Annotated in this window: 8 protein-coding genes; 6 read left to right on the forward strand and 2 right to left on the reverse strand. The window is 52.0% G+C overall.

Translation table 11 applies throughout. The features are described from left to right. Positions 1-118: 118 nt before the first annotated feature. From purL to glnB, 5 genes are all read left to right on the forward strand, one after another. Positions 119-4,006: a phosphoribosylformylglycinamidine synthase gene (purL, locus tag OH773_RS05190; RefSeq protein WP_270143637.1), complete on the forward strand. Its 3,888-nt coding sequence runs from the start codon at positions 119-121 to the stop codon at positions 4,004-4,006. Between the two features lie 605 nt (positions 4,007-4,611). Further along, a complete protein-coding gene (locus OH773_RS05195; RefSeq protein ID WP_442865652.1) occupies positions 4,612-6,051 on the forward strand; it encodes a sensor histidine kinase in 1,440 nt (479 codons plus the stop codon). 3 nt (positions 6,052-6,054) lie between these two features. Next, entirely contained in the window at positions 6,055-6,774 is a 720-nt protein-coding gene (qseG, locus tag OH773_RS05200; RefSeq protein ID WP_270143640.1) for a two-component system QseEF-associated lipoprotein QseG, read from the forward strand. Next, on the forward strand, positions 6,771-8,108 hold the full coding sequence (glrR, locus tag OH773_RS05205; RefSeq protein ID WP_270143642.1) for a two-component system response regulator GlrR: 1,338 nt from the start codon (positions 6,771-6,773) through the stop codon (positions 8,106-8,108). Before qseG ends, glrR begins: the two co-directional genes overlap by 4 nt. Positions 8,109-8,157: 49 nt before the next feature. Continuing rightward, complete coding sequence (glnB, locus tag OH773_RS05210; RefSeq protein ID WP_002438074.1) at positions 8,158-8,496, forward strand: nitrogen regulatory protein P-II; 339 nt, start codon at positions 8,158-8,160, stop codon at positions 8,494-8,496. Positions 8,497-8,610: 114 nt separating this feature from the next. Here the strand turns inward: glnB and hmpA are convergent, their stop codons facing one another. Continuing rightward, a complete protein-coding gene (hmpA, locus tag OH773_RS05215) occupies positions 8,611-9,801 on the reverse strand; it encodes an NO-inducible flavohemoprotein (RefSeq protein ID WP_270143645.1) in 1,191 nt (396 codons plus the stop codon). Between the two features lie 341 nt (positions 9,802-10,142). On the opposite strand from hmpA, the gene glyA reads away from it, so the two are divergent. Next, entirely contained in the window at positions 10,143-11,396 is a 1,254-nt protein-coding gene (glyA, locus tag OH773_RS05220; protein WP_270143648.1) for a serine hydroxymethyltransferase, read from the forward strand. Between the two features lie 237 nt (positions 11,397-11,633). Here the strand turns inward: glyA and OH773_RS05225 are convergent, their stop codons facing one another. After that, positions 11,634-12,830, reverse strand: coding sequence for an ROK family protein (locus OH773_RS05225; RefSeq protein ID WP_270143650.1), 1,197 nt, complete (start codon positions 12,828-12,830; stop codon positions 11,634-11,636). Positions 12,831-12,937: the final 107 nt, after the last annotated feature.

A 12,937-nucleotide genomic window follows, 5' to 3' on the forward strand; every position in this document is an offset into this window, starting at 1 on the left:
TCTGTTTATTTCAACGCAAACGGTTTCGTCATGGCGGAGGATTATCTATAATGGCGCCCGTTTTCCCCTTGCGCCCACTGAAGCGTCCCCCTGGCGTTTCGAAGACGAGAGATCTTTGATGATGGAAATTCTGCGTGGTTCGCCCGCTTTATCGGCATTTCGTATTAACAAATTACTGGCCCGTTTTAATGACGCCAACCTTCCGGTCAGCGACATTTATGCCGAGTATGTTCACTTTGCCGATCTCGATGCGCCGCTAACGGCTGAAGAGCACGCCCGTCTGCAACGGTTGTTGAAATATGGTCCAACCCTTGCCGACCACGCCCCGACCGGCCACTTAATTCTGGTCACGCCGCGTCCTGGTACCATCTCACCCTGGTCCTCTAAAGCGACCGATATTGCTCATAACTGCGATTTGGCAAAAGTTAAACGTCTGGAACGCGGCGTGGCGTACTACGTCACCGGCAGCACGCTGACTCAGGCGCAACGTCAGGACGTTGCCGCACTCTTGCATGACCGCATGATGGAAGGCGTGTTTGACTCGCTCAATGACGCGCAGCAACTGTTTTCACAGCATCAACCAGCCCCAGTACAAAGTGTTGACCTGTTATCTCAAGGTCGTGAAGCGCTGGTTGAAGCCAACATTCGTCTGGGCCTGGCTCTGGCAGATGACGAAATCGATTATTTGCAGGATGCGTTCACCAAACTGGGACGCAACCCGAACGACATTGAGCTGTACATGTTCGCGCAGGCGAACTCCGAGCATTGTCGCCACAAAATCTTCAACGCCGACTGGATTATTGACGGCGTCGAGCAGCCTAAGTCGCTGTTCAAAATGATTAAAAACACCTTTGAGAAAACCCCGGACTACGTGTTATCGGCATATAAAGATAACGCCGCGGTGATGGAAGGTTCGGTGGTAGGGCGTTTCTTTGCCGATCACGATGCAGGCCGCTACGACTTCCACCAGGAAGATGCGCATATCCTGATGAAGGTCGAAACGCACAACCACCCAACGGCGATCTCTCCATGGCCGGGTGCAGCGACCGGTTCCGGCGGCGAAATCCGTGATGAAGGTGCGACAGGTCGCGGTGCTAAACCTAAAGCGGGCCTGGTTGGATTCTCTGTTTCCAACTTGCGTATTCCGGGCTTTGAACAGCCGTGGGAAGAAGATTTCGGCAAGCCTGAGCGCATCGTGACGGCGCTGGATATTATGACTGACGGCCCATTGGGCGGCGCGGCATTTAACAACGAATTTGGTCGTCCGGCGCTGACAGGCTACTTCCGTACTTACGAAGAACAAGTCAACAGCCATAACGGCGTAGAGCTGCGTGGCTACCATAAGCCCATCATGCTGGCTGGCGGCATCGGTAACATTCGTGCTGACCATGTTCAGAAAGGCGAAATCACCGTTGGCGCAAAACTGATAGTCCTCGGCGGTCCGTCCATGAACATTGGTTTGGGTGGTGGTGCGGCTTCTTCTATGGCATCCGGCCAGTCTGATGCGGATCTGGATTTTGCTTCTGTACAGCGTGACAACCCTGAAATGGAGCGCCGTTGCCAGGAAGTTATCGATCGCTGCTGGCAGTTGGGCGATGCCAACCCCATCCTGTTTATCCATGATGTGGGCGCGGGCGGTCTTTCTAACGCGATGCCAGAACTGGTGAACGACGGTGGCCGAGGCGGGCGCTTTGATCTGCGTAAAATTCTCAACGATGAACCTGGCATGAGCCCGCTGGAAGTATGGTGTAACGAATCCCAGGAGCGTTATGTTCTGGCTGTTGCACCTGAGCAGTTGCCACTGTTTGATGAACTCTGCCGCCGCGAACGCGCGCCGTACGCCGTCATCGGTGAAGCGACTGAAGAAAAACATCTGACGCTCAGCGACAGCCATTTCGACAACCAGCCGATTGATATGCCGCTGGACGTTCTGCTCGGTAAAACCCCGAAAATGGAACGTAACGTCGAAACCCTGAAAGCGAAGGGCGATGCGCTGGATTGCCGTAATATCACGATTGCTGATGCGGTAAACCGTGTGCTGCATTTACCGACCGTCGCTGAAAAAACCTTCCTCGTGACCATTGGCGACCGTTCGGTCACCGGTATGGTTGCCCGCGACCAGATGGTGGGGCCGTGGCAGATCCCAGTGGCTAACTGTGCGGTCACCACCGCAAGCCTGGATAGCTACTACGGCGAAGCGATGTCTCTTGGCGAACGCGCACCGGTTGCATTGCTGGACTTTGCGGCATCAGGCCGTCTGGCGGTCGGTGAAGCGTTAACCAATATTGCGGCCACGCAAATTGGCGCGCTCAATCGCATCAAGCTTTCAGCAAACTGGATGTCAGCAGCCGGCCATCCGGGTGAAGATGCCGGTCTGTACGAAGCGGTGAAAGCCGTCGGTGAAGAACTTTGCCCGACGCTTGGCCTGACGATTCCAGTGGGCAAAGACTCCATGTCGATGAAAACCCGCTGGCAGGAAGGCAACGAGCAGCGCGAGATGACCTCTCCGCTGTCACTGGTCATCACGGCGTTTGCCCGTGTCGAAGATGTACGTCGCACCGTGACACCACAACTGCACACCGAAGATAACGCCCTGTTGCTGATTGATTTGGGGGCGGGCCACAACGCATTGGGCGCAACGGCGCTGTCTCAGGTTTACCGTCAGTTAGGCGACAAACCTGCTGATGTTCGCAGCGCAGAACAGCTTAAAGGCTTCTTTAATGCGATTCAGGCGCTGGTTGCTGAGCAGAAACTGTTGGCCTATCACGACCGTTCCGATGGCGGCCTGTTGGTGACGCTGGCGGAGATGGCATTTGCCGGTCACTGTGGTGTGGAAGCGGATATTGCTACGCTGGGTAACGACCATCTGGCTGCACTGTTCAACGAAGAGTTGGGCGCGGTGATTCAGGTTAAAGCGGCGGATCGCGCAGCGGTTGAGAAAACCCTGGCAGAACACGGTCTGGCGGAATGTGTTCACTTCCTCGGTAAAGCCGTAGCCGGTGACCGTTTCACGCTGACAGCCGATGGTCATGCCGTGTTTAGTGAAAGCCGCACTCAGCTTCGCATGTGGTGGGCAGAAACCACCTGGCAGATGCAGCGTTTACGCGATAACCCAGCCTGTGCCGATCAAGAACATGAAGCGAAAGCCAATGACAACGATCCTGGCCTGAACGTTAAACTGAGCTTCGATATCAAAGAAGATATTGCGGCGCCGTTCATCGCTAAAGGTGCTCGCCCTAAAGTTGCCGTACTGCGTGAGCAGGGCGTTAACTCTCACGTTGAAATGGCGGCGGCTTTCCATCGTGCGGGCTTCGATGCCATCGATGTTCACATGAGCGATTTACTGGCCGGGCGTCGCGGTCTGGAAGATTTCCAGGCGCTGGTGGCGTGTGGCGGTTTCTCTTACGGTGACGTTTTGGGCGCGGGCGAAGGCTGGGCTAAGTCGATTCTGTTTAACTCACGCGTGCGTGACGAATTCGAAACCTTCTTCCACCGTCCACAAACCCTGGCATTGGGTGTGTGTAACGGTTGCCAGATGATGTCGAACTTACGTGAACTGATCCCAGGCAGCGATCTTTGGCCACGCTTTGTGCGTAACCATTCAGATCGCTTTGAAGCACGCTTCAGTCTGGTTGAAGTGACCTCCAGCCCGTCCTTGCTGTTGCAGGGGATGGTCGGTTCGCATATGCCAATCGCGGTTTCTCACGGTGAAGGTCACGTTGAAGTGCGCGATTCGGCGCATCTGGCTGCACTGGAAAGCAAGGGGCTGGTGGCGCTGCGCTTTATCGACAACTTCGGCAAAGTTACGCAAGACTACCCGGCTAACCCGAACGGTTCACCAAACGGCATCACGGCGGTCACCAACGAAAGCGGGCGCGTCACCATTATGATGCCGCATCCAGAGCGTGTGTTCCGTACTGTCAGCAATTCCTGGCACCCATCTGATTGGGGCGAGGACAGCCCGTGGATGCGCATTTTCCGCAATGCGCGTAAGCAACTCGGTTAAATAACCCCCCCACACCTGACTCTGTATGATTTCTCCCTCTCCTGCGGGAGAGGGTTGGGGTGAGGGTGACCGGCATTAACGAACATATCCCTTCGCTGAGCGAGGGGATTTTTTTGTCACCGATTCCCGACATTTGATAAATACGACCGTCTCAAATAAGAGACATTTAACTAATTGATTTTTAATAATATAAAAATAAGGCATTTAAAGTGTTGCTAAAAGGCGACATCAAGGGCAAAAAATAGCCAGTCTTGCAATTGGACTGTTTCGTGAATAAACATAATAAAAACATTTATATATAAACTTCGTAGCAAACATGGCACGCATGCTGCATAATACTGCGCAGTGGCTCATTCACCCTCTTATGTCAGCCCCCGCAAGGGTTGTGCTACATAAACCTTAGAATGACGCACACAAGGTGCCTGCCGTCCGACTTTTGATTATCGCCAGTCTCGTACTGCTTTATCATGCTCCGGGCGAAACGTTGAGTAAGGCGCCGCCTAATTCCAGAACAAAGGCAGAGATTATTCTCTGCCTTTGTCGTTTCTGAACTTTAAACTCCCTCCAATCCCCGCTAGCATCGAATAACTCACAATCCCAATGAGATGAAGCTTTTGAACCAGTGGCACTTTTTCCCGCGCTCTTTACGCCAGCTAGTGATCATGGCTTTTTTGTTGGTGCTGGTTCCGCTGTTGGTTCTGGCCTGGCAAGCCTGGCAAAGCCTTAATGCGCTAAGCGATCAAGCGGCGCTGACTAACCGCACAACGCTTGTCGACGCACGTCGTAGCCAGGCGATGACAAACGTGGCGCTGGAAATGGAACGTAGCTACCGGCAGTACTGTGTGCTGGATGACGCCACGCTCGCCACGCTTTACCAGGGCCAACGCAAGCGCTACGCGCAGATGCTTGAAGCCCATGCAGGCGTCTTGCCTGACAATCAACTGTACGACGTTCTGCGCAAGTCGCTAAACGATCTTGCCAACATACAATGCAAAAATAGCGGGCCCGATACTGCCGCTGCTGCAAATCTTGAAACCTTTGCCAATAAAAATGCCGAAATGATGCAAGCCACTCGGGCGGTAGTTTTTTCCCGTGGGCAGCAACTTCAGCAAGAGATTGCCGAGCGCGGCCAATACTTTGGCTGGCAGGCGCTGGTGTTATTCCTGTTGAGTTTCGCGCTGGTGATTATCTTTACGCGCATGATCATCGGCCCGGTAAAAGGCATTGAACGGATGATTAACTTGCTTGGCGAAGGTCACTCGCTGGGCAACACGGTGTTATTCAAAGGCGGGCCACGCGAATTGCGTTCGGTGGGGCAGCGGATTGTCTGGTTAAGCGAACGCCTCTCGTGGCTTGAATCCCAGCGTCATGAGTTTTTACGCCATATTTCCCATGAATTAAAAACCCCTCTTGCCAGCATGCGAGAAGGCACTGAACTGCTTGCCGATCAGGTCGTCGGCCCATTGACGAACGATCAAAAAGAAGTCGTAGAAATTCTGGATAGCAGTAGCCGTCACTTACAAAAATTGATTGAACAATTATTGGATTACAACCGCAAGCTGGCAGACGTACCGGTCGAACTGGAGAAAGTTGAGCTCGGGCCACTCATGGAGGCGATTATTGCCGCTCACAGTTTGCCAGCACGGGCTAAAATGATGCGTACCGAGTGCAATTTAAGCCCGGTGGCTTGCCTGGCCGAGCCCATGTTGTTAGCGAGCGTGCTGGATAATCTCTACTCCAATGCGGTGCACTATGGGTCTGAATCCGGTACCATTTATCTACGAAGCTCGCAGATGGGTAACATGCTCCAGATTGATGTCGCGAATACCGGCGACCCCATTCCGTCTGCTGAGCGAGAGATGATCTTTGAACCTTTTTATCAGGGAAGTCACCAGCGTAAAGGTGCAGTAAAAGGTAGCGGTCTGGGTCTGAGTATTGCCCTGGATTGTATTCGTCGAATGCATGGCGAATTGCACCTGATTGACGATGAAACGGCAGATGTTTGCTTCCGTATCGAGTTGCCTGTATTTCCCGAGAAAAAATAAAAAATGAAAGTGACAATTTTTAGCGTGCTGCGTAACGGCTGGTTATCTCGCCCTGGCAGCTCTGTTTCGATTCGCCCAATCTCAGCGTTGTTAGTGCCGTTATTACTGGCGAGCTGTGTACAAAACACGGCACCGAAAGACGTAAAACATCCACAAGTCGTCGAAGAGCCGGAGCATCAACTGGCTGATTACTTGTCGACGGATTGTGAAGATATCTGGCAAAACCAGAACCATGACTCCACCACCAACCCGCTGTACTGGCTGCGTGCGATGGATTGCTCCGAACGTTTAGCGCCTGCTCAGGCGCGAGCGGAAGCCCGCCGCTGGCCGTCCGATAACTGGCGCGACACCTTCAAGCGCGGCATTTTGCTTTCTAACGCCAAAATTACGCCTACCGAACGTCGTCGTTACATGACTAAGCTGGATGCCATGACCGCTGACGTCCCGGCGCAAGTGCGTTCGTTGTTCCAGGTCTGGCGCGATGGACAGGCTTCATTGCTGGCGCTTTCTGACGAACGCACACGCTACAGCAAATTACAGCAAAGCTCTGACAATGAGCTCGATACGCTGCGTGAGCAGCAGCAGCGCCTCAGAAGTCAGTTAAGTTTGACCACCCGAAAGCTGGAAAACCTCACGGATATTGAACGACAGCTTTCCAACCGTAAACCGGCCACCGCTGAGTTACCGGACAACACCAAACCCGCGCAGGAGGCGAAACCATGACGCAGCGTAAACCCGCCAGATTGTTGCTGGTTGATGATGACCCAGGTCTGCTAAAACTCCTTGGTATGCGCCTGACGAGTGAAGGTTACACGGTCTCAACGGCGGAAAGTGGTGCAGAAGGGTTGCGCCTGCTGGGGCGTGAAAAAATTGACCTGGTGATCAGCGATCTGCGGATGGATGAAATGGATGGTATGGCATTATTTGCCGAAATCCAGAAAGTGCAGCCAGGAATGCCGGTCATCATTCTGACCGCTCACGGTTCCATACCTGACGCGGTTGCCGCTACGCAACAGGGTGTTTTCAGCTTCCTCACCAAACCCGTTGATAAAGACGCGCTCTACAAAGCCATTGACGAAGCGCTGTCACATTCGCAAATCGCCGGGGATGACATGTGGCGAGATACTATCGTTACGCGCAGCCCCATCATGCAGCGTTTGCTGGAGCAGGCCCGTATGGTGTCGCAGTCTGATGTCAGCGTGCTGATTAACGGGCAAAGCGGTACCGGCAAAGAGATCCTCGCTCAGGCCATCCATAACGCCAGCCCGCGTAACAAAAAAGCCTTCATCGCCATCAACTGTGGCGCATTGCCGGAGCAACTGTTGGAGTCCGAACTGTTTGGCCATTCGCGTGGTGCATTTACCGGCGCGGTCAGCAGCAGAGAAGGTTTGTTCCAGGCCGCGGAAGGTGGAACGTTATTCCTCGATGAAATTGGCGATATGCCGATTCCTTTGCAAGTCAAATTGTTGCGCGTGTTGCAGGAGCGTAAAGTGCGCCCATTGGGCAGCAATCGCGACCTCGATATCGACGTGCGCATTCTGTCTGCAACGCACCGGGATTTACCCAAAGCGATGGAGCGGGGCGAGTTTCGTGAAGACTTGTTCTACCGCCTGAATGTGGTGAGTCTCAAGATCCCGGCTTTGCATGAGCGTGCTGAAGATGTGCCGTTGTTGGCCAATCATCTGTTACGACAAACGGCGGATCGCCATAAACCCTTCGTGCGCAGTTTTTCGACCGATGCCATGAAACGCCTGATGGCGGCGAGTTGGCCGGGTAACGTGCGCCAATTGGTCAATGTGATTGAACAATGCGTGGCACTCACCTCCGCTCCTGTTATCAGCGAAGCGCTGGTTCAACAGGCTCTGGAAGGGGAAAATACGGCGCTGCCGACTTTTGTCGAAGCGCGTAATCAGTTTGAGTTGAACTATCTACGCAAACTGTTGCAAATGACGAAAGGCAATGTCACACAAGCAGCACGTGTTGCTGGGCGTAATCGCACAGAATTCTACAAATTACTCTCACGGCATGAACTCGATGCCAATGACTTTAAAGAGTAGTCTGTGGTAATTTGAACTATTGATGAAGTGCGGGAAGACAGAGAGAATCATGAAAAAAATTGATGCGATTATTAAACCGTTCAAACTGGATGACGTTCGCGAAGCGCTGGCAGAAGTTGGCATCACTGGCATGACGGTAACAGAAGTAAAAGGTTTTGGTCGTCAGAAAGGGCACACCGAACTGTACCGTGGTGCTGAGTACATGGTGGATTTCCTGCCAAAAGTGAAAATTGAAATCGTGGTCACTGACGATATCGTCGATACCTGCGTGGATACCATTATTCGTACTGCACAAACCGGTAAAATCGGTGACGGTAAAATCTTTGTCTTCGATGTGGCGCGCGTAGTGCGTATCCGTACGGGTGAAGAAGACGACGCCGCGATTTAATTCGCATTGTTTGCCCTCACCCTAACCCTCTCCCCAAGGAGAGGGAAGTTCTCCTTCTCCCTCAGGGAGAAGGCCGGGATGAGGGTTGTTTTCCCCATCCCATATGCTACAAAATCACATCACTTTATGTGGTCCAAAGCACTCGTAATGAATCTTGTCCTGCTCAACACCCAACTTCACTAACTGCTCTGCAGCAAATCGCATAAAGACGACCGGACCGCAGAGGTAAAACTGCATATCCGGGGCGCTGATTTTGCTTTCCTGTGCGAGTAAATCCATCAAGCCTTCACTGTCGAATTTTGACTGCGCACGGCAGTTTTCGCCCGGCGTGCGATACCACACATGACGCTCAAAACGCGGTAACTGCTCACCAAGTTGATTCACTTCGTCGGCAAATGCATGCACATCGCCGTGTTCAGCGGCATGGAACCAGTTTACCTGCGCGCTATGGGCATTTTTCGCCAGCGTATCCAGCATCGCCAACATCGGTGTTTGACCGACGCCAGCAGAAATCAGTGTCACCGGAGTTTGGGCTTCGACGTCCATAAAGAAATCACCGGCCGGTGCGGCAAGATGCACTTCGTCACCCACTTGTGCGTGGTTGTGCAGCCAGCTTGAAACCTGCCCTTTATCTTCACGTTTAACAGCAATACGGTAAGTTTTGCCATCAGGCTTACGGGTTAAAGAATACTGACGAATTTCCTGATGCGGGAAGCCTTCTGGCTTTAGCCATACGCCAAGATATTGACCTGGCTGATAATCAGCAACGGCTTCGCCATCAATCGGGGCAAATTCAAAACTGGTGATAAGCGTACTTTGCGGCTCTTTTGCCACAATGCGGAATGCACGCGTGCCTTCCCAGCCGCCATTTTTCGCCGCGTTATCCTGGTAAATTTCTGCTTCACGATGGATAAACACGCCCGCCAACACGCCGTACGCTTTACCCCATGCATCCAACACTTCCTGGCCCGGACTGAACATTTCATCCAGTGTGGCTAACAGATGACCACCGACAATGTCGTACTGCTCAGGTTTTATCTGGAAGCTGGTATGTTTTTGGGCGATTTTTTCTACCGCAGGCAGCAGTACTGCAAGATTCTCAATATTAGTGGCGTAGGCACAAATTGCGTTGAACAGCGCTTCACGCTGATCGCCATTGCGCTGGTTGCTCATATTGAAAATCTCTTTTAGTTCAGGGTTATGGCTGAACATGCGATCGTAAAAGTGTGCGGTCAGTTTTGGGCCCGTGGCGGCGAGCAGGGGAATGGTGGATTTCACAACAGCGATGGTTTGGGCGTCAAGCATGGCGGCTCCTTGATTTAACATTGAAAGTTAATGTTGTATTTTGAATGCATCTTATAAGAGAGCAATGTTAAATAAAAGCACTACTTTGTAAATGGGTACATGGCGTGTCGATGTAGCTCACAGAACATGAATTTTCTTCATCATTGATGAAGAAAACTCCTGAAAGCTTCTGTAGGGCTTTTGCCATCAATCCCTTATTCCATGCTGAGCCAATCGTTTGCGTAAAAACCTCTGTCAAGACCTATTACCCAACGGTATTTCGGTTTACACTGTTGCCCGTTGTATTTATGGCAGCATTAAAGCTGTTAAATATTTACTGTTAGCTGAGTCAGGAGATGCGGATGTTAAAGCGTGAAATGAACATTGCCGATTATGATGCCCAATTGTGGCAGGCTATGGAGCAAGAAAAAGTACGTCAGGAAGAGCACATTGAACTGATCGCCTCCGAAAACTACACCAGCCCGCGCGTAATGCAGGCTCAGGGTTCTCAGTTAACCAACAAATACGCGGAAGGTTACCCAGGCAAACGCTACTACGGCGGTTGCGAATATGTTGATGTGGTTGAACAACTGGCTATCGACCGTGCAAAAGAGCTGTTCGGCGCTGATTACGCTAACGTGCAACCGCACTCCGGTTCACAGGCTAACTTCGCGGTATACACCACTCTGCTGGAACCAGGCGATACCGTTCTGGGTATGAACCTGGCACACGGCGGCCACCTGACTCACGGCTCCCCGGTCAACTTCTCCGGCAAGCTGTACAACATCGTTCCTTACGGTATTGATGAGTCTGGTCATATCGATTACGCAGACCTGGAAGCACAAGCCAAAGCACACAAACCGAAGATGATCATCGGCGGTTTCTCTGCTTATTCAGGTGTTGTTGACTGGGCAAAAATGCGTGAAATCGCAGATATGGTTGGCGCATACCTGTTCGTTGACATGGCGCACGTTGCCGGTCTGATTGCCGCTGACGTTTACCCGAACCCAGTTCCGCATGCACACGTTGTGACGACTACAACGCACAAAACGCTGGCTGGCCCTCGCGGTGGTTTAATCCTCGCGAAAGGCGGCAGCGAAGAGCTGTACAAAAAACTGAACTCCGCAGTATTCCCAGGCGCACAGGGCGGCCCATTGATGCACGTCATCGCGGGTAAAGCTGTTGCACTGAAAGAAGCGATGGAACCAGAGTTCAAAACTTACCAGCAGCAGGTTGCTAAAAACGCGAAAGCAATGGTTGCCGTCTTCCTGGACCGTGGCTACAAAGTGGTGTCTGGCGGTACTGACAACCACCTGTTCTTGCTGGATTTGGTTGATAAAAATCTGACGGGTAAAGAAGCCGATGCCGCTCTGGGTCGCGCAAACATCACCGTGAACAAAAACAGCGTACCAAACGATCCGAAGAGCCCATTTGTGACTTCTGGTATCCGTATCGGTACACCTGCGGTAACGCGTCGTGGCTTCACCGAAGCAGACGTTCGCGAGCTGGCTGGCTGGATGTGTGATGTGTTGGATAACATCAACGACGAAGCGGTCATCGAACGTACTAAGACTAAAGTTCTGGATATCTGCGCCCGCTTGCCGGTTTACGCGTAATCCTTAGCTTATAAGCTCTTCAAAAGCCCACGTTATGTGGGCTTTGTTGTTTTTTATGTCCTACCGCCGATCGCGCGTCACCAAACTACAGTTCTTCGCCGCCCCGGCCGTATCATTGTTTTTGGTCGCCTGGATACATTCATCCATCGGTGATAAAGGGGGAGGCGTGTTGACTGTTTGAGCCGCACATCCTGCCAATAAAAGCCCACAAAAAATCAATGCTGCCTGGTACATGTCTTATTCCTCACTTAGCGCGGCTTCTACATACAAATAACCAATTCCCATCACTTGCTGCGGTCGTGTTAGTTGCCCAAAGCTAATCTGGGTGGCATTCATTTTTAGCGCATCGCCGTGATCAAAGGGATTAAAGCCAATCTGCCGAGCGACGGTCGCAAGCCATTCATCCCCAAACCCACAGCTTCTTCCATAAAACCATATCTGGTTGATATTGAGGATGTTGAGGAAGTTATACAAACTCAGTCCAATTGCGTTGGCGGCACTCTCAACCCAACGACGTACTTGCTCGTTACCTTCGTGCCAGGCGGTAATTAACTGCGTTGAAGTTAATGTTTCAGGGTTAAGCTTCGGCGAATGAGGTTGAGACTTAAGCCAGATCCGCGCCTGTTTTTTTAGCGCAGTGAGCGAGGCAACGGTTTCAAGGCACCCGTATCTTCCGCAGTCACACGCCATGCCGTCGGGGTCCACAATCGTGTGGCCAATTTGCCCACTGCCATAGAGGCTGCCGCGATAAATCTGCCCGTTTATCACAAACGAAGAACCGATACCGTAGTCCACGTTGATGACGCAAAAATCCTGCCGGCTCTGAGGATTTTGCCATTTTTCCGCCAACGCCAACATCACACAGTCGTTATCCACTCGAACCTGGATCCCAAGCTTTTCTTCCAGCAGATATTTAATTTCTATCGGTTCGCGCCACGGCGCTTGCGGCATCGTTTGTGAAACGCCGGTTATCGGGTCGACCTGCCCGTGAATACCCAACGCCAAATTTAGAGTCTTTTTCGGCCAGATTTTACCCTGGTTGCGCCAGACACTCTCTATGGCAGCCAGCAATGCTTGCGGTGTTGAGGCGTGGGTATGAATCGTTTCAAATTCCCCGAGCGGAGAAAGCTGGGCGTCGCAAAGTTGGCTCTCAATGCTGGTCGGGGTCACATTCATGCAAAGAATGAAATCACCGTCGGGCGGGATTTGGTAGCTGCCGCTGTTGATCCCCCTATTGCTGAGATTTTCATGGGAATGGCTGAGTTTTCCATCCGCTACCAGCTCTTCAAGGATCTTACTCACCGCCGGGATCGACAGGCCTGTGTATTGAGAAAACTGTGACTTACTGAGCCGCTTATGTTGCCACACCAGCTTCATCATGGTCTGGCGATTTATCTGCCGCACCCGTTGGTTATTCAACCCTGAAGTCTGCATTTCACTTAACTCCGTTAACTATATTGCGTGAGCATTAAGCATTTTACGCCGCGATGAGTCAAATACACTGCAAACATATCCTGGTTAACTGTTAATTTTTTACTGGA

This window comes from Buttiauxella sp. WJP83, from assembly GCF_027594725.1.
Taxonomy (GTDB): domain Bacteria; phylum Pseudomonadota; class Gammaproteobacteria; order Enterobacterales; family Enterobacteriaceae; genus Buttiauxella; species Buttiauxella selenatireducens.

Excerpts from the sequence above, each read along its gene's own strand:
- OH773_RS05195 (WP_442865652.1), top strand. The coding sequence starts at position 4,612 with ATGAAGCTTTTGAACCAGTGGCACTTTTTCCCGCGCTCTTTACGCCAG.
- glnB (WP_002438074.1), top strand. The coding sequence starts at position 8,158 with ATGAAAAAAATTGATGCGATTATTAAACCGTTCAAACTGGATGACGTT.
- glrR (WP_270143642.1), top strand. The coding sequence starts at position 6,771 with ATGACGCAGCGTAAACCCGCCAGATTGTTGCTGGTTGATGATGACCCA.
- OH773_RS05225 (WP_270143650.1), bottom strand. The coding sequence starts at position 12,830 with ATGCAGACTTCAGGGTTGAATAACCAACGGGTGCGGCAGATAAATCGC.
- hmpA (WP_270143645.1), bottom strand. The coding sequence starts at position 9,801 with ATGCTTGACGCCCAAACCATCGCTGTTGTGAAATCCACCATTCCCCTG.
- qseG (WP_270143640.1), top strand. The coding sequence starts at position 6,055 with ATGAAAGTGACAATTTTTAGCGTGCTGCGTAACGGCTGGTTATCTCGC.
- glyA (WP_270143648.1), top strand. The coding sequence starts at position 10,143 with ATGTTAAAGCGTGAAATGAACATTGCCGATTATGATGCCCAATTGTGG.
- purL (WP_270143637.1), top strand. The coding sequence starts at position 119 with ATGATGGAAATTCTGCGTGGTTCGCCCGCTTTATCGGCATTTCGTATT.